Consider the following 19944-nt stretch of genomic DNA (forward strand, 5'->3'; position numbering starts at 1 on the left):
CCGGTCTCCCCGTTTGCGCATCGGGCAGTTCCATAAAAAATTTGTAACCAACTGATATTTATCAGTTTATTTATATAGCCAATGAGTCACCGGTGACTTGCTTGTTCACTCAGGCCAAATGCCAGGCAAGTTGTCCGAACCGTCAGGACTCAATCTGGTGCATGCCACTTTTTTTTCAACGTTGCGCATCAACCATAGACCATCCTCAAGCGGCTGATTTCACATAAGAAATCTCGTCTATTTTTGGAACCTGTCAAGTGCGTCAAAATGGTGAGCGGCCTCACCATTTTGGTGATTTACGTATTTAGTCGTTATTTATCAATACGTTAAAACAGATATAAGCTTATAAAAAATATTCTTGCTCAATCCTCAAACTCAGACTAGCGTTTATTCCTGACAGCGTTGACAGGAATACACCTGTTTGCGTCGCTTCATATAAAACATTTAGAACCGGCACAAGTCGGTCATTGCCTGCGAGGAACTCGGAATGTCTCTGTTGATCCGTGGCGCCACCGTTATTACCCATGATGAAAGTTATCGCGCCGACGTCTATTGCGCCGACGGCGTGATCAAAGCCATCGGTGAAAACCTCGATGTTCCCGCCGATGCCGAAGTGCTCGACGGCAGCGGTCAATACCTGATGCCCGGCGGCATCGACCCGCACACTCATATGCAGCTGCCCTTCATGGGCACGGTGGCCAGCGAAGACTTTTTCAGCGGCACCGCGGCGGGGCTTGCCGGCGGCACCACGTCGATCATCGACTTTGTGATTCCCAATCCACAGCAATCCTTGATGGAAGCCTTTCATCAGTGGCGCGGCTGGGCCGAGAAGTCGGCGTCGGATTACGGTTTCCATGTCGCAATTACCTGGTGGAGCGAACAGGTCCGCGAGGAAATGGCCGAGCTGGTCAGCCAGCACGGGGTCAACAGCTTCAAGCACTTCATGGCCTACAAGAACGCGATCATGGCCGCCGACGATACGCTGGTGGCGAGTTTCGAGCGCTGCCTGGAACTGGGCGCGGTGCCGACCGTGCATGCGGAAAACGGTGAGCTGGTCTATCACCTGCAACGCAAGTTGATGGCCCAGGGAATGACCGGCCCGGAAGCGCATCCGTTGTCGCGCCCCTCGCAAGTGGAAGGTGAAGCGGCCAGTCGGGCGATCCGCATCGCCGAAACCCTGGGCACGCCGTTGTACCTGGTGCACGTCTCGACCAAGGAAGCCCTCGACGAAATCACCTACGCCCGCAGCAAGGGCCAACAAGTTTATGGCGAGGTCCTGGCCGGGCATTTACTGCTGGACGACAGCGTCTACCAACACCCGGACTGGCAGACCGCCGCCGGTTACGTGATGAGCCCGCCTTTCCGTCCGCGCGGCCATCAAGAGGCGCTTTGGCACGGTCTGCAATCGGGCAACCTGCACACTACCGCCACCGACCATTGCTGCTTCTGCGCCGAACAAAAAGCCGCCGGCCGTGACGATTTCAGCAAGATCCCCAATGGCACGGCCGGTATCGAAGACCGCATGGCGGTGCTCTGGGATGAAGGGGTGAACACCGGGCGTCTGTCGATGCAGCACTTCGTGGCGCTCACCTCCACCAACACCGCGAAAATCTTCAACCTCTACCCGCGCAAAGGCGCGATTCGCGTCGGTGCGGACGCGGATCTGGTGCTGTGGGATCCGGAAGGTACGCGGACGATTTCGGCGAAGACTCACCATCAGCAAGTGGACTTCAACATCTTCGAAGGCAAGACCGTGCGCGGTGTACCGAGCCACACGGTCAGCCAGGGCCGGGTGGTGTGGGCCGATGGTGATTTAAGGGCCGAGCGTGGTGCCGGGCGGTATGTCGAACGGCCGGCGTATCCCGCGGTGTTTGATTTGCTGAGCAAGCGGGCTGAGATGAATAAGCCGACCGCAGTGAAACGCTGAAAGCGGCCTTCGGCCTATCGCGGGCAAGCCTTGCTCCCACATTTGAAATGCATTTCCCTGTGGGAGCGAGCCTGCTCGCGAAGAGGCCGGTAGCGACAACACAAAACCAATGCCCATCAGAGGCAGCACCTCAATAACCGTGAGGCCAACACCGTGATCAAGACCCTGAACCACCTCCCGCATCCGCACGAGAATGCAGCCGCCCTCGCCGGCCATTTCACCGATCTGGCGCCACCACTCAACGACCGTCAGGCTCATCTGGAAGCCTCGCGTTGCCTGTACTGCTACGACGCGCCGTGCGTGAATGCCTGTCCGAGCGAGATCGATATTCCGTCGTTCATCCGCAATATCCATCAGGACAACGTTCAGGGCGCTGCGCAGAAAATCCTCTCGGCGAACATCCTCGGCGGCAGTTGCGCCCGGGTCTGCCCGACGGAAGTGCTTTGCCAGCAAGCCTGCGTGCGCAACAACGACCATGAATGCGCCCCGGTGCTGATCGGCCTGTTGCAGCGTTACGCCGTCGACAACGCACACTTCAGCGAACACCCCTTCACGCGTGCGGCAACAACCGGCAAGCGCATCGCCGTGGTCGGCGCCGGTCCGGCCGGTTTGTCCTGCGCTCACCGCAGTGCCATGCATGGTCATGACGTAGTGATTTTCGAGGCACGGGAAAAGGCTGGTGGCCTCAACGAATACGGGATCGCCAAGTACAAACTGGTGGACGACTACGCGCAGAAGGAGCTCGAGTTCCTATTGGAAATCGGCGGAATCGAAATCCGCCACGGGCAGAAACTCGGAGAGAACCTGACCCTCAGCGAACTGCATCAGCAGTTCGATGCGGTGTTCCTTGGGCTGGGTCTGGCCGCCAGCAAACAGCTGGGGCTTGCTCATGAAGACGCGCCGGGCCTGTTGGCCGCCACCGATTACATCCGCGAACTGCGTCAGGCCGATGACCTGACCCAACTCCCCCTCGCTGACCGTTGTATCGTTTTGGGCGCCGGCAACACCGCCATCGACATGGCCGTGCAAATGGCTCGCCTCGGGGCGCGCGACGTCAATCTGGTGTACCGCCGCGGTGTCGAGGAAATGGGCGCCACCGGCCACGAACAGGACATCGCCAAAGCCAATCAAGTGCGCTTGCTGACCTGGGCACAACCCGAAGAAGTCCTGCTCGATGCTCAAGGCCAAGTACGCGGCATGCGCTTCGCTCGGACCTGGTTAGTCGAAGGTCGCCTGCAAACCACTGGCGAAACGTTCGAACTGGCCGCCGATGCGATCTTCAAAGCCATCGGCCAGGCCTTCGACGCCAATGCCCTCGCCGACCCGCTGGCCCGTGAACTCAAACGTCAGGGCGAGCGGATTCAAGTGGACGAAAACCTGCGCACCAGCATCCCCGGCGTGTACGCCGGCGGCGACTGCACCAGTCTCGATCAGGACCTCACCGTGCAGGCCGTCCAGCACGGCAAACGGGCCGCCGAGGCCATCAACGCCCAACTCATGCTCAACGTGGAGGCTGCGTAAATGGCCGATCTCTCGATTGTCTTCGCCGGCATCAAAGCCCCCAATCCGTTCTGGCTGGCCTCCGCGCCACCGACCGACAAAGCCTACAACGTGGTCCGTGCCTTCGAGGCCGGCTGGGGTGGCGTGGTCTGGAAAACCCTGGGCGAGGACCCGGCGGCGGTCAACGTGTCGTCGCGTTACTCAGCACACTTCGGTGCCAACCGTGAAGTGGTGGGCTTCAACAACATCGAGCTGATCACCGATCGTTCGCTGGAGATCAACCTGCGGGAAATCACTCAGGTCAAAAAAGACTGGCCTGACCGCGCGCTGATTGTGTCGCTGATGGTGCCCTGCGTCGAAGAATCGTGGAAATTCATCTTGCCGCTGGTGGAAGCCACCGGCGCCGACGGCATCGAACTGAACTTCGGTTGCCCGCACGGGATGCCGGAGCGCGGCATGGGCGCGGCGGTCGGTCAAGTGCCGGAGTATGTCGAGCAGGTCACCCGTTGGTGCAAGACGTACTGCTCGCTGCCGGTGATCGTCAAACTCACGCCGAACATCACCGACATTCGCGTCGCCGCCCGCGCGGCCCATCGCGGCGGTGCCGATGCGGTGTCGCTGATCAATACGATCAACTCGATCACCAGCGTCAACCTGGAGCGCATGGTCGCCAATCCCGCCGTGGGCAGCCAAAGCACCCACGGCGGTTATTGCGGTTCGGCGGTGAAGCCGATTGCGCTGAACATGGTCGCCGAAATCGCCCGCGATCCACAGACGCAAGGCCTGCCGATCTCGGGCATTGGCGGCATTAGCAACTGGCGCGACGCGGCGGAGTTTATTGCGCTGGGCAGCGGCTCGGTGCAGGTGTGCACGGCGGCGATGCTGCATGGTTTCCGGATTGTCGAGGAGATGAAGGACGGGTTGTCACGCTGGATGGACAGTCAGGGCTACGCCAGCGTGTCAGAGTTTTCCGGGCGTGCGGTGGGCAACACCACGGACTGGAAGTACCTGGACATCAACTATCAGGTGATTGCCAAGATTGACCAGGAGGCCTGCATTGGTTGCGGTCGCTGCCACATTGCTTGCGAAGACACTTCGCACCAGGCGGTTGCCAGCCTGAAGCAGGCGGACGGGACGCATAAATATGAAGTGATTGATGATGAGTGCGTGGGGTGCAATCTGTGTCAGATCACGTGCCCGGTGCAGGATTGTATTGAAATGGTGCCGATGGATACGGGCAAACCGTTTCTGGATTGGAATCATGATCCGCGCAATCCCTACCATGTCAGCCCTTGAGCTCAGCGGCGCCTGAACAGACGCCATCGCGAGCAGGCTCGCTCCCACATTGGAATGCATTTCAAATGTGGGAGCGAGCCTGCTCGCGATGGGGCCAGCAGCAACACCGCAAAGCTCAAGGTTCTAATCCAATCCCCCGCAAGATCACACTCGTCACCGTCTGCACCGCCCGCTCGAACTGCATGTCCGACAACGGCTGATGGTCATTCAGAATATTCACCTGATGATCAAAGTCGGCGTAGTGCTGGGTCGACGCCCAGATCATGTACAGCAGGCTCGAAGGCTCCACCGGCAGGATGCGTTTGTCGTCCACCCACTGGCGAATTTTCGCTTCTTTCATCTTGGCCCAGTCGTACAGACTCACGTCCAGCTTCTCACCCAGGGTCGGTGCGCCGTGGATGATTTCGTTGGCCCAGACTTTGGAGCCGTAAGGCCGGCTGCGGGAGTGGTTCATCTTGGCGCGGATGTAGCTGCTGAGCACCACGCGCGGATCGTCGAACATCTCGAAGCACAGCGCGTCCTGTTTCCACACTTCCAGCAAACCCAACAGCACGGCGCTGTACAGCTCACTCTTGGTGCTGAAGTAGTAATGCAGGTTGGAGCGCGGCAGTTGCACTTCGGCGGCGATGTCGGCCATGGCGGTGCCGCCGAAACCTTTTTCGGCGAAAACCTTTTCGGCCCCCAACAGAATTTTCTCGACGTTACTGCGACGAATCTCGATCTTGTGATTGCCCATGAGGGCTCCCTGACAACAGCGTTGCCCAAGACTAGCATCCGCTCTATCTCGCGGCGACAAGGGAAAACGAAACTTCGTACACCCAGCTTCTCGCAGGTAAACTGACCGCCTTTTCGAACCTGCCTCAGAGGTATTCCACGTGTTGCTCAAGAAAACCCTGACTACCGTCGCCCTGCTCGGCTCGCTGATCGCCGCTTCATCGGTGTTTGCCCACGCCCATCTGAAAGACCACACCCCGGCCGCCGACAGCACGGAGAGCGCGCCGTCGGAACTGCGCCTGGTGTTTTCCGAAGGCGTTGAAGCGACCTTTTCCAAAGTCACGATCAGCAAGGACGGCAGCGACGTGCCAGTGAAGAGCCTCGCCACCGAAGGCAGCGACAAGAAAACCCTGATCGTCACCCCGGCCGCACCGTTGGCTGCGGGAACCTACAAAGTCGAATGGCACGCGGTGTCGGTCGATACCCACAAAAGCGAAGGCGCCTATAGCTTCAAGGTTGGCCAGTAATTCATGACGAGCGCGATGGTGCTGTGCCGCTTTCTGCATTTCACCGTTGTGCTGATGCTGTTCGGGGCCTGGGTGTTCAGGCCTTTGCTGGTCAATGGCGACGCTGGACATCTGGATCAGCGACTGACGAAGACAAGCCGCTGGCTGGCGGCGGTGGCCCTGGTCACTGGCGTTAGCTGGATGCTGCTGATCACCGCCAGCATGGCCGGTTCGTGGGACGCGGCATTCGATCCGTCGACCCTGCGACTGGTGCTGGGCAATACATTTTTCGGTCAGGTCTGGCGTTGGCACCTGCTGCTCAATGCGTTATTGGTCGCGCTGCTGATGACGCCCCTGCGTGCAAACCTGCCCCTGCGAATCGGCCTCGCCAGCCTGCTGCTCGCTACCCTCGCCCCGGTTGGCCACGGTGCCATGCTCGACGGCCTCAACGGCCAATTGCTGATCCTCAATCAAATCATTCACCTGACCTGTGTCGGCGCCTGGCTCGGCGGTTTGATGTTGCTGGTGATGATCCTGCGGCAGCCGACAGAGCATTCAATCAAAGCGAGCTTGCAACGCTTCAGCGGCGTTGGTTACGTATTGGTTGCCGGGTTGGTGATGACCGGTTTGATCAACGTTCGTGTACTGACCGGGCAATTCTGGCCGACGCCGCTGCTGTCCGGGTTTGCGCTGATTCTGTTGATCAAGGTTGTGCTGGTCGCCTCAATGCTGGGGCTGGCGCTGTTTAATCGGCTGCGGATCAACGACTGCGATCAGCATCCGACTGCTCTGAAAAGCAGTGTAATTCTCGAATGGTTGCTGGGGATGGGAGCGGTGGCAGCGGTTTCACTTCTGGGCACCATGCCCCCGATGATCGTGAGCTAAAACACAAAACCCTGTGGGAGCGAGCCTGCTCGCGATAGCGGTCTGACATTCACTGCAGTGGTGTCTGTTCTACCGTCATCGCGAGCAGGCTCGCTCCCACAGGGTTCTTCGGCATACTCCTGACCGCCGCAAGTCATCGTACAACTTCTGATTGACATTCCTCGTAACACTTGCAAATAATCCGCCCCGACGTTGTACGACGACGTATAACAAAAAATAAAAACAACAAGAAACACGGGAGCGTCACTGTGAGCAAGCTCGTCCGCAATTCCTCCGTCTGCACCCCTCACCCAACCTTCGCACGCCGTCACACCCTGAGCCTGATCGGTTGCAGCAGCCTGGCCCTCGCCCTGCCCATGACCAGTCATGCCGAAGGTTTCGTCGATGACGCCAAAGCCACGCTGAACCTGCGCAACTTCTACATCAATCGCAACTTCACCAACCCGGCCTACCCCCAGGGCAAGGCTGAAGAGTGGACGCAAAGTTTTATCCTCGATGCCAAATCCGGATTCACCCAAGGCCCCATCGGTTTCGGCATGGACGTGCTGGGCCTGTACTCGGAAAAGCTCGACGGCGGCAAAGGCACGGGCGGCACTTCGTTGCTGCCGATTCATGACGACGGTCGTCCGGCCGACAATTTCGGGCGCCTGGGTGTGGCGCTGAAAGGTAAAGTCTCGAAAACCGAAGTGAAGGTCGGCGAATGGATGCCGGTGTTGCCGATCCTGCGCTCCGACGATGGCCGCTCGCTGCCGCAAACCTTCCGCGGTGGTCAACTGACGTCCACCGAGATCAGTGGCCTGACGCTCTACGGTGGCCAGTTCCGCGCCAACAGCCCGCGCAACGATGCGAGCATGGAAGACATGTTCATGAACGGCAAATCGGCGGCCTTTACCTCGGACCGCTTCAACTTTGGCGGCGGTGAGTATGCGTTCAATGAAAAGCGCACCCAGGTCGGCGTCTGGTACGCGCAACTCAGCGACATTTATCAGCAGCAGTATTTCAACCTGAGCCATAGCCAGCCTCTCGGCGACTGGACGCTCGGCGCCAACCTTGGCTACTTCATCGGCAACGAAGACGGCAGCGCCCTGGCCGGCGACCTCGACAACAAAACCGCGTTCGCCATGCTCTCGGCCAAGTACGGCGGCAACACCTTCTTTCTCGGCCTGCAAAAACTCTCCGGCGATGATGTCTGGATGCGGGTCAACGGCACCAGCGGCGGCACCCTGGCCAACGACAGCTACAACTCCAGCTACGACAACGCCAAGGAAAGATCCTGGCAGCTGCGCCACGACTACAATTTTGTGGCGCTGGGCATTCCCGGCCTGACGATGATGAACCGCTACATCAGCGGCGATAACGTGCACACAGGCACCATCACCGACGGCAAGGAATGGGGCCGCGAGTCAGAACTGGCTTACACCGTGCAGAGCGGCGTGCTGAAGAATCTCAACGTCAAATGGCGTAATGCGTCGATCCGCAAGGACTTCAGCACCAATGAATTCGACGAAAACCGCATTATCATCAACTACCCGATCTCATTGCTGTAAGGCGGGTAGGACAAGGTTGAATCCCCGATTTGTGCCACAACTCGATCTTTGTAGCAGCTGGCGAAGCCTGCGTTCGGCTGCGAAGCAGTCGTAAAATCAGCCGACGCGGTGGATCAGGAAATTCACGTGCGCAGGGTTTACGACTGCTGCGCAGCCGAACGCAGGCTTCGCCAGCTGCTACATCGAATGCGGGGCGACCAGACCCTTCGTCAATTTCAATTGGTGTGTCGTTGACATCGACCTAGTCGTACGACAACCTACAACAAACTCAATAACAATGACTGCTGGGACTTCCATGACCATCACTACTCAAGCCCGCGCTCCTTTCAATCGTCTCCTCCTGACCGGTGCCGCCGGTGGCCTCGGCAAAGTCCTGCGCGAACGCCTGCGGCCTTACGCCAATGTGATTCGCCTGTCGGACATCGCCGACATTGCCCCGGCCATCGATGACCGTGAAGAAGTCGTGCCCTGCGACCTGGCAGACAAGCAAGCAGTCCATCAGCTGGTTGAAGGCGTGGACGCGATCCTGCATTTTGGCGGCGTATCGACGGAGCACTCGTTCGAAGAGATCCTCGGCGCCAACATCTGCGGCGTGTTCCACATCTATGAAGCCGCTCGCCGCCATGGCGTGAAGCGGGTGATTTTCGCCAGTTCCAACCACGTGATCGGCTTCTATAAGCAGGATGAAGTCATCGACGCCCACTCCCCTCGCCGCCCGGACAGCTACTACGGCTTGTCCAAGTCCTACGGCGAAGACATGGCCAGTTTCTACTTCGATCGCTACGGCATCGAGACCGTCAGCGTGCGCATCGGCTCTTCATTCGCGGAGCCGCTGAACCGCCGAATGATGAGCACCTGGTTGAGCTTCGGCGACCTGACTCAATTGCTCGAATGCGCGCTGTACGCCCCCAATGTCGGCCACACCGTGGTCTACGGCATGTCCGACAACAAGAACGTCTGGTGGGACAACCGTTTCGCCACCTGCCTGGGTTATGAACCTCAGGACAGCTCCGAAGTGTTCCGCGAAAAGGTCGAAGCGCAACCGATGCCGGCCGCTGATGACCCGGCACGGGTCTACCAGGGTGGTGCGTTTGTCGCGTCCGGCCCGTTCGGCGACTGAACCCGCGCACATCACTTGATCCCAACAACAAAAACCCGAGGGGATGAGCTGTCATGCATGCCGAATTGGTTGTCGATGCCCGTAACGCAGTCGGTGAATGCCCGGTCTGGATTCCCGAGGAAAACGCCCTGTATTGGGTTGATATTCCGGCCGGTGGACTTCAGCGCTGGAGCGCCGAAACCGGCCATGTCCATGCCTGGAAAGCGCCGCAGATGCTCGCCTGCATTGCACGTCACAGCGACGGCGGCTGGGTTGCCGGGATGGAAAGCGGGTTCTTTCATCTGCACCCGCACAATGACGGCAGCCTCGACAGCAATCTCCTGGCACCGGTCGAACACGCCCGCACAGATATGCGCCTGAACGATGGTCGCTGCGATCGTCAGGGGCGCTTCTGGGCCGGCAGCATGGTGCTGAACATGGGCGCCAACGCTGCCGACGGCACGCTTTATCGCTACAGCGCCGGGCAACGCGGGCCACTCGAGGCGCAACTCAGCGGGTTTATCGTGCCCAACGGCCTGGGTTTCAGCCCGGACGGGCGAACGATGTACCTGTCTGACTCTCATCCTCTGGTCCAGCAAATCTGGGCTTTTGATTACGACATCGACAGCGGCACGCCGTCCAACCGCCGGCTGTTTGTCGACATGCATCAATTCCCTGGTCGTCCCGATGGCGCAGCGGTCGATGCCGAAGGCGGTTACTGGATTTGTGCCAATGACGCCGGGCTGATTCACCGTTTCACGCCCGATGGCCGACTGGACCGTTCCCTCGCCGTACCGGTAAAAAAACCGAGCATGTGCGCCTTCGGCGGCAGTCGCCTGGACACACTGTTCGTGACCTCGATCCGCCCCGGCGACGACCATGACGAACAGTCACTGGCCGGCGGTGTGTTTGCCCTCAATCCCGGGGTGAAAGGTTTGCCGGAGCCACAGTTCCAAGGATGAACCCCGTGTAGCAGCTGCCGAAGGCTGCGTTCGGCTGCGAAGCAGTCGTAAAACCATACGGCGCGGTATATCAGGAAAATCGCATACATCGGATTGACGACTGCTTCGCAGCCGAACGCAGGCTTCGCCAGCTGCTACAGGGCTCAGCGGTGCTCTCACATTAGAGTTCAATTGAAATGACGCCAACGTTGCTTAACCTTGAAGACGAATTCACCCATCTCACCCTCGCCCCGCAACTCGGTGGCAGCATCGTCAACTGGAGCGTGCGCGGCACCGGTCTGCCGCTGTTGCGCCACAGTGACGCCCACGCGCTGAACACCGGTCTGCCCGGCAAGCTCGGCTGCTTTCCCTTGGCGCCGTGGTCGAACCGAATTTCCGAAGGCGGCTTTGAATGCCCCGAGGGCTGGCTGGCGCTGACACCCAACAGCCTCACCGATCCCCTGCCGATTCACGGCAGCGCCTGGCAACAGCCGTGGCAGGTGGTTTCGCAGACGCGCGATGAAGTCGTCCTGCAACTCGACAGCACCACACCCTTCGCTTACCGCGCCCGGCAACGATTCCATCTGAGCGACGGCAAACTGAGCATTGAGCTTAAGGTCACCCATCTGGCCGAACGCCCTGCCTGGCATGGGCTCGGTTTGCATCCCTATTTTCCGCGTACCACGGGCACCCAGTTGCAGGCGCAAGCCCGGCACGTCTGGTTGTGTGACGTGACAAAGCTGCCGACACACCTCAGCGCATTACCAGCCGAATGGGATTTCCAGTCGCTCAAGGCGCTGCCCGAGACATTGGTCGACAACGGCTTCTGCGAATGGGACGGTCACTGCCTGATTCGCCAGCCAGCGCTGGGCTATGAGCTGGAATGCCACGCCACCGGCGGCGATTACTTCCTGCTCTACTGCCCGGTGGGACTGGATTTTTTCTGTATCGAACCGGTGAGCCACCCGGTCAACGCGCATCACCTGCCCGGTCGTCCGGGGTTGCGATTGCTGGCGCAAGGCGAGTCAGCCGAGCTCGGTTTCAGCCTGCACTATCGCTACCCCAGCAACTGACTCAGCACTGCACGCAACTTGCCGGGTTTCACCGGTTTGTTCAGCAGCGGTGCGTCGAGTCGCTGCAATGAGCGCCGACATTGATCCGTGCGGTCTGCGGTGATGATGACCGCAGGAATCACCTGGTGGTAATACTCGCGCAAATGCCTGACCACATCACAACCCACCACCCCGTGATCGAGGTGGTAGTCCGCCAGAATCAGTTCCGGCGGTCGCCCCTGCAAGGCGGCCAGTGCGGAAAATTCATCGGTAGCCGTCACCACTTCGCAGCCCCACTGCCCGAGCAGCGCGCTCATGCTTTCGAGGATGCTCACCTCGTTGTCCAGCACCAGCAAACGCCGGCCCGGCAATGGATTGCCGGTGCCGGGTTGTGGCGCCGCCAGGCTGATCGGCAGCGGAATTTCATGGGAAATCGGCACCTCGATACTGAACATCGAACCGCGCCCCGGCAGCGAATGAACCCCGACTTTATAGCCGAGGATCTTGGCGATCCGTTCAACGATGGCCAGCCCCAGGCCCACACCCTTGCGGTCGGCGGCGCGGCCGACGTCCAGTTGGTTGAACTCGAGGAAGATCGAATCCAGTCGGTCCGCCGCGATCCCGCGCCCGGTGTCCCAGACTTCCAGGCGCAGCATTTCACCCCGGCGTCTGGCACCCAGCAGGATGCTGCCTTCGTCGGTGTAGCGGCAGGCGTTGCTGAGGAAGTTGCGCAGGATCCGCGTCATCAGGCGCAAGTCGGTGCTGATGGCGTAATCGCCCATGTGCACCCGCAGGTTCAACCCTTCAGCCTGCGCCACTGACTGGAACTCCGACACCAGCGGCGCGAGCAATTCATCGAGGCGGTACAGCGCAATGTCCGGTTTGACCGCCGCCTGATCGAGCCGGGAAATATCCAGCAAATCGGTGAGCAAATCTTCCGCCCCTTCCAGCGCCTGGTGCGTACGCTCAACCAGCACCTGTTCGACGTCGGGCAGCTTGCGTTCGCGCAGTGTCGAGATCAGCAAACGCGCGGCATTCAGCGGTTGCAGCAGGTCATGACTGGCGGCGGCGAGGTATTTGTCCTTGCTGCGGTTGGCGGCCTCGGCGGCGTCCCGGGCATCGCGCAAGGCGTGGGCGATCTGTTTACGCTGGGTGATCTGCTGTTGCAGGTTGCGGTTGGCTTCCAGCAACTCGTCGGTGCGCGCGGTAACACGCTGCTCCAGTTCGTCGTTGAGTTGCTGCAGGCGTTGCTGGGCGAGTTTGCGCTCCGTGATGTCGGCGACAAAACCCTCCACCAACCCTTCCTGATCGGGCTTGAGCAGCAGGTTCATCAGCACGTCGAGGCTGCTGCCATCCTTGCGCCGCAATTGGGTTTCATAGCCATGCAGGCTGCCCTGGTGCCTGAGGATTTCGCCGATATTTTCCAGTTCCTGTGCACCACCGACAAACAGGTTGCTCGCCAGATCCGCCAGGGAAAACAGCACTTCCTGGGGATTGTCGTAGCCGAGCATCCGCGCCAGGGCCGGGTTGGCGGCGCGCATGCCTTCCAGGAGGCTGGCCTGAAAGATCCCGTGGACCGCGTTTTCGAACAGCCATTTGTAGCGATTGCGCTCGGTTTCCAGCTCATCGAGGCGCGCGGCCAGTTCCGGGTAATGACTTTTGCGCGCCGAGTGGCTGCCTAATCCCAGTAACCCCGCCAGCGCCCGTTGCTGTTCGTCAGAGGGCTTCGCCATAGACGACCTCGACATCACGCTGACTGGACTCGCGCGGGTTGGTCAGGATGCACGGGTCGTGCATGGCGTGTTGCGACAGGAACGGAATGTCCGCAGTGCTGACCCCGTGCAGTCCCAGGGTTTCGTGGAAGCCGATGGCGTGTTTCAACGCAATCAGATGTTCGACCAGACGCCCGCAAATCTGCCGGTGATTCAAGCCACGGCAATCGATGCCAAAGGTTTCGGCGATCACCTTGAAGCGCTCCGGTGCGGAGCTGTAGTTGAACGCCACCACGTGTTCCACCAGCACCGCGTTGCACAGCCCATGAGGCAAGTCGAGAAAGCCACCCAGACTGTGGGACATGGCATGCACCGCGCCAAGAATCGCGTTGGAGAACGCCAGCCCGGCCTGCATGCTGCCGAGCATGATTTTCTCGCGCAGGGCGATGTCGTTGGGGTTGGCGATCATCTGCACCAGGTTGCCGTTGATCAGGCGCATCGCCTCCAGCGCATGGGGATCGGTCAACGGCCCGTGACCGGTGGACACAAACGCTTCGATGGCATGCACCAACGCATCGATGCCGGTACAGGCCGACAGGAACGGGTCCATGCTCAGGGTGGTTTCCGGGTCGATCAACGACACGTCCGGGACCACCGCCTTACTGACGATGGAGAACTTCATGCGTTCTTGCTGGTTGGAGATGATCACGAATTGCGAGACATCGGCCGAGGTCCCGGCGGTGGTCGGAATCAGGATCAGCGGCGGGCTGGGGACACGGATGGTGTCCACGCCTTCGAATTCGAGGATGCTGCGCCCATGGGCGACGACAATGCCGATGCCTTTGCCGCAATCCATCGGGCTGCCGCCACCGACGGCCACGATCACATCGCAATGATTTTCCCGGTACAGATCGGCGCCGAGCATCACTTCCTCGACCCGCGGGTTGGGCGAGACCGCGCTGTACAGGAAATACTCGATGCCCTGGGCTTGCAGGCTGGCCTCGACATCGGCGACCCAACCAGCGGCAATCACACCAGGGTCGCTGACCAGCAGCACCTTGCGGGCGCCAAAGGTTTTGGCGCAATTGCCGACGTTGTGCCGGCAGCCAGCACCAAAGATGATTTCAGGCGAAACGAATTTACGCAGTTGACTAAGACTCTGGCTCATTGGAAAGCCTGTTTTTATTGTTTTGAAAGGTAACGTTCACACTAAAGCATCCGGCTGTGAATGCAATCAGACCAATGGGTAGCAGGCTGGGGTGTACTCAAATCTTGAATTCACCGGAAATCCCCTGTGGGAGCGAGCCTGCTCGCGATGACGGAATGTCAGGCAACATCAATGGTGACTGGAAGATAGCCATCGCGAGCAGGCTCGCTCCCACAGGGGATTTGTGTCGCTTGATTCATCCGCGATAGATCAGTCGCGAAGCCTTCTCGTTACGCAACGTCAGGTGTTCCATGCCCAGCCCTGGTGCCTCGGCTTCCTCGCGGGCCTTGAGAATCACACCGTGGTGGGGTGACTTGCTGCACACCGGGTCCGCGTTGGCGGCGTCGCCGGTCAGCATGAATGCCTGGCAGCGGCAGCCGCCCAGATCCTTGTGCTTTTCATCGCAGGAGCGGCACGGTTCCTTCATCCAGTCATCGCCACGAAAGCGATTGAAACCGAAAGAATCAGTCCAGATGTGCTCGATGCTGTGCTCGCGCACGTTGGGAAACTGCACCGGCAACTGTCGCGCGCTGTGGCAAGGCAACGCCGTGCCGTCGGGGGTGATGTCGAGAAACAGATTGGCCCAGCCGTTCATGCAGGTCTTGGGGCGTTCTTCGTAGTAATCCGGGGTGACGAAGATCAGCTTGCACGGGTGGCCCTGCGCTTCAAGACGCTCGCGATATTCGTTAGTGATGCGTTCGGCACGCTGCAGTTGTTCGCGCGTGGGCAACAGGCCGACGCGGTTGAGCTCGGCCCAACCGTAGAACTGGCACGTCGCCAACTCGACGAAATCCGCTTCCAGCTCCAGGCACAAGTCGATGATCTGCGCGATCTGGTCGATGTTGTGCCGATGGGTGACGAAGTTCAGCACCATTGGGTAGCCCTGGGCTTTCACCGCCCGGGCCATCGCCAGTTTCTGCGCGAAGGCTTTGCGCGAGCCGGCGAGCATGTTGTTCACCGCCTCGTCGGCGGCCTGGAAGCTGATCTGGATATGGTCCAGCCCCGCGACCTTGAAATCGCGCACTTTCTGTTCGGTCAGGCCGATGCCCGAGGTGATCAGGTTGGTGTAGTAACCCATGTCCCGGGCGGCCTTGATCAGTTCGGCCAGATCCTGACGCACCAACGGCTCGCCGCCGGAAAAACCCAGTTGCGCGGCGCCCATCTCCCGGGCCTCGCGGAACACCCGGATCCATTCTTCGGTGCTCAACTCTTCGCCTGATTGGGCAAAGTCCAGCGGGTTGGAGCAATACGGGCATTGCAGCGGGCAACGGTAGGTCAGCTCCGCCAATAGCCACAGCGGCGGGCCCGGACGCCAGTCACTCGATCCAGAATTGAGCATGGGCCACCTCCAGAAACGCCAGCACATCTTCATCGATCCCCGGTACGCCGGGGAAACTCTCGGACAGTCGATCAATGATCGCCGCGACACTGCGCCGGCCGTCCACCAGATCGAGGATCTGCCCGGCACTGGTGTTGAGTTTGATCATGCCTTCGGGGTACAGCAGCACATGACAGTCCTGACGAGGCTCCCATTGCAGGCGAAATCCCTGCCGCAGCGACGGTGATTGCTCGCGGTTGATCAGGCTCACAGGGCAATCCCCCGGTGCCAGACCTTCTCCGTGGTGACGCTGTGATACGGCGGGCGCTCAAGCTCGTAGGCCATGCTCATGGCGTCGAGCATGCTCCACAGCACGTCGAGCTTGAACTGCAGGATTTCCAGCATGCGTTGCTGGCCTTCGACCGTGACGTAGTGCGCCAGGGTGATGCGCAAACCATGCTCGACATCCCGTCGCGCCTGACTCAGGCGCGTACGGAAATAGTCATATCCGCCGACGTCGATCCACGGGTAATGGGCCGGCCAGGCATCGAGCCGGGATTGGTGGATCTGTGGCGCAAACAGCTCGGTCAGCGAACTGCTGGCGGCTTCCTGCCAACAGGCGCGACGGGCGAAATTGACGTAGGCATCGACGGCGAAACGGACACCGGGCAGCACCAATTCCTGTGAGAGGATTTGCTCACGATCCAGCCCTACCGCTTCACCCAGCCGCAGCCAGGCTTCGATCCCGCCTTCGCTGCCGGGTGCACCGTCGTGATCGAGAATTCGTTGCAACCACTCACGGCGTACGTCGCGGTCCGGGCAGTTGGCGAGAATCGCGGCGTCCTTCAGGGGGATGTTCACCTGGTAGTAGAAGCGATTGGCGACCCAGCCTTGAATCTGGCCGCGGGTTGATCGGCCGGCGTACATGGCTTGGTGGAATGGATGGTGGATGTGGTAATAGGCGCCTTTGGCGCGCAGGGCCGCTTCGAATTCGGTGGGGGACATGGGGGTGTCAGTCATTGCGGTTCTCCGGGGAATCTGCGGTGTCTGGTCAGGCCTCATCGCGAGCAGGCTCGCTCCCACAGTTTTGTGTCTGGCCTCGGTCCTGTAGGAGCTGAGCTTGCTCGCGATGAGGCCATCCGCTACAACTCGATGTTCATGCCGTCATAGGCCACTTCGATCCCCCGCCGCTCCAGCAACGCCCGCTCAGCCGAGTCTTCATCGAGGATCGGATTGGTGTTGTTGATGTGGATCAGCACCTTGCGCTGGCGGGTGAAGCCTTCAAGGATGTCGAGCATGCCGCCTGGGCCGCTCTGCGACAGGTGACCCATTTCACTGCCCAGATTCTGGCCGACTTCGCAGACTCGCATCTCGTCGTCGCGCCACAAGGTGCCGTCCAGCAACAGGCAATCGGCGCGTTGCATCCAGCTCAGCACCTCATCGTCGACTTGTCCCAGGCCCGGGGCATAGAACAGCGAAGCACCGCTGCGCCGGTCTTCAATAAACAAGCCGATGGTGTCGCCCGGCTGCGGATTGCCGCGATTGGGCGAGTACGGCGGTGCGTTGCTGACCAACGGGATCGCGCGAAATCGCAAGTGTGCGCAAGCGGTGATGCTGAACGGCTCGCGGTCGAGCCCGACCGGTTGCCACTGCAACCCGCCGTTCCAGTGCTTGAGCATGGTGAACAACGGGAAGCCGCTGCTCAGGTCTTCATGGACCCGTTCGGTGCACCAGACCGAATGCGGGCAGCCTTCGCGCAGACTCAACAGGCCGGTGCAGTGGTCGATCTGGCTGTCCAGCAGGACGACGCCGGCAATCGCCGTGTCACGCACCCGGCGCGCCGGTTGCAGCGGCGCGAAACTCTCGAGTTGCGCGCGAATGTCCGGTGAAGCATTGCACAGCACCCAATCCACACCGTTGTCGCTCAGGGCAATCGAGGACTGGGTGCGCCGTTGGGCCCGCAGGCTGCCATTGCGCATCGCGGCGCACTGGCGGCAGTTGCAATTCCATTGCGGAAAACCACCGCCAGCGGCGGATCCGAGAACGCGAATGTGCATGGGCAATGCTCCAGAAGGCAAGCCCGGCCAACGCAACAGCTGGCCGGGTGAACAATCAGCGGTTGGCGAAATACATCGTCACTTCGAAGCCAATGCGCAGATCGGTAAACGCGGGTTTAGTCCACATGGGTTAATCCTCTTCTTGTGCCGGACGATTCCGGTGAAGCCATTAATGCACGGGGGGCCAGGCACCCGAATGCTACTTTCGAACGAGGTGGCGGCGTGCAATGGTAGGGGGTGTTGCGGAGTGTCAGAGACGGCCATTCGCGGGCAAGCCTTGCTCCTACAGGTATTGCGCGATCCTGTAGGAGCAAGGCTTGCCCGCGATGGCCATCACACGGTTGTGTGTCGAATCAGAAGAACCCCATCGGATTGATGTCGTAGCTCACCAGCAGGTTTTTGGTCTGCTGATAATGGTCGAGCATCATCTTGTGGTTTTCACGGCCGACACCGGATTTCTTGTAGCCACCGAACGCGGCGTGGGCCGGGTAGAGGTGGTAGCAGTTGGTCCAGACACGCCCGGCCTTGATCGCCCGGCCCATGCGGTAGGCACGGTTGATGTCGCGGGTCCACAGACCGGCGCCGAGGCCGAACTCGCTGTCGTTGGCGATGGCCAGGGCTTCGGCTTCGTCCTTGAAGGTGGTGATGCCCACCACCGGGCCGAAGATTTCTTCCTGGAACACACGCATTTTGTTGTGACCCTTGAGCAGGGTCGGCTGGATGTAGTAACCCGTCGACAAGTCACCGTCAAGACGCTCGGCCGCGCCGCCGGTGAGCAGCTCGGCGCCCTCTTCCTGAGCAATTTTCAGGTACGAGAGGATCTTGTCGTATTGCTGCTCGGACGCCTGGGCGCCGACCATGGTTTCGGTGTCCAGCGGGTTGCCGCGCTTGATCTTGACGATCTTCTTCATCACCACTTTCATGAAGTCGTCGTAGATCGACTCCTGCACCAGCGCTCGCGATGGACAGGTGCAGACTTCGCCCTGGTTGAAGAACGCCAGCACCAGACCTTCGGCGGCCTTCTCGATGAACTGTGGTTCGGCTTGCATGATGTCTTCGAAGAAAATGTTCGGCGACTTGCCGCCCAGTTCGACAGTGCTCGGAATGATGTTCTCGGCCGCGCATTTCATGATGTGCGCGCCAATCGGCGTGGAACCGGTGAAGGCGATCTTGGCGATGCGCTTGCTGGTGGCCAGCGCCTCACCCGCCTCGCGACCGAAACCCTGGACGATGTTCAGCACACCGGGTGGCAGCAAGTCGGCGATCAACTCAGCGAAGACCATGATCGACAGCGGCGTCTGCTCGGCAGGTTTAAGCACCACGCAGTTGCCGGCGGCCAGGGCCGGAGCGAGTTTCCAGGCAGCCATCAGCAGCGGGAAATTCCACGGAATGATTTGTCCGACCACGCCCAAGGGCTCGTGGAAGTGATAGGCCGTGGTCAGCTCGTTGATCTCGGCGGCACCGCCCTCTTGAGCGCGGATGCAACCGGCGAAGTAACGGAAATGGTCGGCGGCCAGCGGCACGTCGGCGTTCAGGGTTTCGCGCACGGCTTTGCCGTTGTCCCAGGTTTCGGTGACGGCGAGGATTTCCAGATTCTGTTCGATGCGGTCGGCGATTTTCAGCAGCACCAGGGAGCGGTCCTGCGCTGAGGTCTTGCCCCAGGCATCGGCGGCAGCATGCGCTGCATCGAGGGCTTTTTCGATGTCGGCGGCTCTGGAGCGAGGGAATTCGGCGATCACTTCACCAGTGACCGGCGAAGAATTGGTGAAGTACTCACCATTGACCGGCGCGACGAACTCGCCTCCGATGAAATTGCCGTAGCGCGGTTTAAACGTAACGACGGCGCCAGGTGTGCCGGGTTGTGCGTAGATCATGGTGGGCCTCTGTCTGGGTCGATGCCTGTCGGGCAAACAGGCGATGAACCGATAGTAGAGAGCCCTGCGCGTCAGACGAATGCGCCGTTGGCAGGAGGACTCTCGTTATTTGGTAGTAGGAGCTGAGCTTGCTCGCGATTGGAGCACCACAGTTATCCGGGCATTCCGCAACACCTGTAGGAGCAAGGCTTGCCCGCGATTGGAGCACCACAGTTATCCAGGCATTCCGCAACACCTGTAGGAGCAAGGCTTGCCCGCGATTGGCGCGCCGCGGTGATTCAGTCAAAACGCGGTGAGTTCATCGCGAGC

At 60.2% G+C, this 19944-nt stretch carries 18 protein-coding genes; 9 read left to right on the forward strand and 9 right to left on the reverse strand.

Going from position 1 to position 19944, the window contains the following annotated elements; all coding sequences use genetic code 11:
- Window positions 1-487 precede the first annotated feature (487 nt).
- From hydA to preA, 3 genes are all read left to right on the forward strand, one after another.
- The gene (gene hydA, locus ACYZUA_RS18435; RefSeq protein ID WP_223430876.1) at window positions 488-1927 is read left to right on the forward strand and encodes a dihydropyrimidinase; all 1440 of its coding nucleotides are present in this window, start codon (window positions 488-490) and stop codon (window positions 1925-1927) included.
- A gap of 153 nt (window positions 1928-2080) precedes the next feature.
- On the forward strand, window positions 2081-3448 hold the full coding sequence (locus ACYZUA_RS18440) for an NAD(P)-dependent oxidoreductase (protein ID WP_461960027.1): 1368 nt from the start codon (window positions 2081-2083) through the stop codon (window positions 3446-3448).
- A complete protein-coding gene (preA, locus tag ACYZUA_RS18445; RefSeq protein ID WP_461960028.1) occupies window positions 3449-4723 on the forward strand; it encodes an NAD-dependent dihydropyrimidine dehydrogenase subunit PreA in 1275 nt (424 codons plus the stop codon). It abuts the gene before it with no gap.
- 115 nt (window positions 4724-4838) lie between these two features.
- Here preA and ACYZUA_RS18450 read toward each other — a convergent pair whose 3' ends face one another.
- On the reverse strand, window positions 4839-5459 hold the full coding sequence (locus tag ACYZUA_RS18450) for a TetR/AcrR family transcriptional regulator (protein ID WP_008149783.1): 621 nt from the start codon (window positions 5457-5459) through the stop codon (window positions 4839-4841).
- Window positions 5460-5598: 139 nt separating this feature from the next.
- On the opposite strand from ACYZUA_RS18450, the gene copC reads away from it, so the two are divergent.
- From copC to ACYZUA_RS18480, 6 genes are all read left to right on the forward strand, one after another.
- Window positions 5599-5964, forward strand: a complete 366-nt coding sequence (copC, locus tag ACYZUA_RS18455; protein ID WP_461960029.1) for a copper homeostasis periplasmic binding protein CopC — start codon at window positions 5599-5601, stop codon at window positions 5962-5964.
- Between the two features lie 3 nt (window positions 5965-5967).
- The gene (copD, locus tag ACYZUA_RS18460) at window positions 5968-6828 is read left to right on the forward strand and encodes a copper homeostasis membrane protein CopD (RefSeq protein ID WP_461960030.1); all 861 of its coding nucleotides are present in this window, start codon (window positions 5968-5970) and stop codon (window positions 6826-6828) included.
- Window positions 6829-7076: 248 nt separating this feature from the next.
- Window positions 7077-8375, forward strand: coding sequence for an OprD family porin (locus tag ACYZUA_RS18465; RefSeq protein ID WP_461960031.1), 1299 nt, complete (start codon window positions 7077-7079; stop codon window positions 8373-8375).
- Between the two features lie 295 nt (window positions 8376-8670).
- The gene (locus tag ACYZUA_RS18470) at window positions 8671-9495 is read left to right on the forward strand and encodes an NAD-dependent epimerase/dehydratase family protein (protein WP_461960032.1); all 825 of its coding nucleotides are present in this window, start codon (window positions 8671-8673) and stop codon (window positions 9493-9495) included.
- 53 nt (window positions 9496-9548) lie between these two features.
- Window positions 9549-10436, forward strand: a complete 888-nt coding sequence (locus tag ACYZUA_RS18475) for an SMP-30/gluconolactonase/LRE family protein (RefSeq protein WP_461960033.1) — start codon at window positions 9549-9551, stop codon at window positions 10434-10436.
- A gap of 176 nt (window positions 10437-10612) precedes the next feature.
- The gene (locus ACYZUA_RS18480) at window positions 10613-11488 is read left to right on the forward strand and encodes an aldose 1-epimerase (protein WP_461960034.1); all 876 of its coding nucleotides are present in this window, start codon (window positions 10613-10615) and stop codon (window positions 11486-11488) included.
- On the opposite strand, the gene ACYZUA_RS18485 is transcribed toward ACYZUA_RS18480, so the two are convergent.
- From ACYZUA_RS18485 to exaC, 8 genes are all read right to left on the reverse strand, one after another.
- Window positions 11473-13200: a hybrid sensor histidine kinase/response regulator gene (locus ACYZUA_RS18485; RefSeq protein ID WP_461960035.1), complete on the reverse strand. Its 1728-nt coding sequence runs from the start codon at window positions 13198-13200 to the stop codon at window positions 11473-11475. The genes ACYZUA_RS18480 and ACYZUA_RS18485 overlap by 16 nt on opposite strands.
- Complete coding sequence (gene ercA, locus ACYZUA_RS18490) at window positions 13184-14347, reverse strand: alcohol dehydrogenase-like regulatory protein ErcA (RefSeq protein WP_283184275.1); 1164 nt, start codon at window positions 14345-14347, stop codon at window positions 13184-13186. The genes ACYZUA_RS18485 and ercA overlap by 17 nt, the downstream gene beginning before the upstream one ends.
- A 235-nt stretch (window positions 14348-14582) precedes the next feature.
- Complete coding sequence (pqqE, locus tag ACYZUA_RS18495; protein WP_461960036.1) at window positions 14583-15725, reverse strand: pyrroloquinoline quinone biosynthesis protein PqqE; 1143 nt, start codon at window positions 15723-15725, stop codon at window positions 14583-14585.
- Window positions 15703-15975, reverse strand: coding sequence for a pyrroloquinoline quinone biosynthesis peptide chaperone PqqD (pqqD, locus tag ACYZUA_RS18500; protein ID WP_309674753.1), 273 nt, complete (start codon window positions 15973-15975; stop codon window positions 15703-15705). The genes pqqE and pqqD overlap by 23 nt, the downstream gene beginning before the upstream one ends.
- A complete protein-coding gene (pqqC, locus tag ACYZUA_RS18505; protein WP_461960037.1) occupies window positions 15972-16724 on the reverse strand; it encodes a pyrroloquinoline-quinone synthase PqqC in 753 nt (250 codons plus the stop codon). The genes pqqD and pqqC overlap by 4 nt, the downstream gene beginning before the upstream one ends.
- A 122-nt stretch (window positions 16725-16846) precedes the next feature.
- On the reverse strand, window positions 16847-17761 hold the full coding sequence (pqqB, locus tag ACYZUA_RS18510) for a pyrroloquinoline quinone biosynthesis protein PqqB (RefSeq protein ID WP_461960038.1): 915 nt from the start codon (window positions 17759-17761) through the stop codon (window positions 16847-16849).
- 55 nt (window positions 17762-17816) lie between these two features.
- On the reverse strand, window positions 17817-17888 hold the full coding sequence (pqqA, locus tag ACYZUA_RS18515) for a pyrroloquinoline quinone precursor peptide PqqA (RefSeq protein ID WP_003253598.1): 72 nt from the start codon (window positions 17886-17888) through the stop codon (window positions 17817-17819).
- A gap of 226 nt (window positions 17889-18114) precedes the next feature.
- Complete coding sequence (gene exaC, locus ACYZUA_RS18520; protein ID WP_461960039.1) at window positions 18115-19635, reverse strand: acetaldehyde dehydrogenase ExaC; 1521 nt, start codon at window positions 19633-19635, stop codon at window positions 18115-18117.
- Between the last annotated feature and the right edge of the window lie 309 nt (window positions 19636-19944).

Source organism: Pseudomonas sp. LS2P72 (assembly GCF_054897865.1).

Coding starts and splice junctions, on each gene's coding strand:
- ACYZUA_RS18475 (WP_461960033.1), top strand. CDS start 9,549: ATGCATGCCGAATTGGTTGTCGATGCCCGTAACGCAGTCGGTGAATGC.
- ercA (WP_283184275.1), bottom strand. CDS start 14,347: ATGAGCCAGAGTCTTAGTCAACTGCGTAAATTCGTTTCGCCTGAAATC.
- pqqB (WP_461960038.1), bottom strand. CDS start 17,761: ATGCACATTCGCGTTCTCGGATCCGCCGCTGGCGGTGGTTTTCCGCAA.
- exaC (WP_461960039.1), bottom strand. CDS start 19,635: ATGATCTACGCACAACCCGGCACACCTGGCGCCGTCGTTACGTTTAAA.
- ACYZUA_RS18480 (WP_461960034.1), top strand. CDS start 10,613: ATGACGCCAACGTTGCTTAACCTTGAAGACGAATTCACCCATCTCACC.
- ACYZUA_RS18485 (WP_461960035.1), bottom strand. CDS start 13,200: ATGGCGAAGCCCTCTGACGAACAGCAACGGGCGCTGGCGGGGTTACTG.
- pqqC (WP_461960037.1), bottom strand. CDS start 16,724: ATGACTGACACCCCCATGTCCCCCACCGAATTCGAAGCGGCCCTGCGC.
- ACYZUA_RS18450 (WP_008149783.1), bottom strand. CDS start 5,459: ATGGGCAATCACAAGATCGAGATTCGTCGCAGTAACGTCGAGAAAATT.
- copD (WP_461960030.1), top strand. CDS start 5,968: ATGACGAGCGCGATGGTGCTGTGCCGCTTTCTGCATTTCACCGTTGTG.
- preA (WP_461960028.1), top strand. CDS start 3,449: ATGGCCGATCTCTCGATTGTCTTCGCCGGCATCAAAGCCCCCAATCCG.
- ACYZUA_RS18470 (WP_461960032.1), top strand. CDS start 8,671: ATGACCATCACTACTCAAGCCCGCGCTCCTTTCAATCGTCTCCTCCTG.
- pqqE (WP_461960036.1), bottom strand. CDS start 15,725: ATGCTCAATTCTGGATCGAGTGACTGGCGTCCGGGCCCGCCGCTGTGG.
- hydA (WP_223430876.1), top strand. CDS start 488: ATGTCTCTGTTGATCCGTGGCGCCACCGTTATTACCCATGATGAAAGT.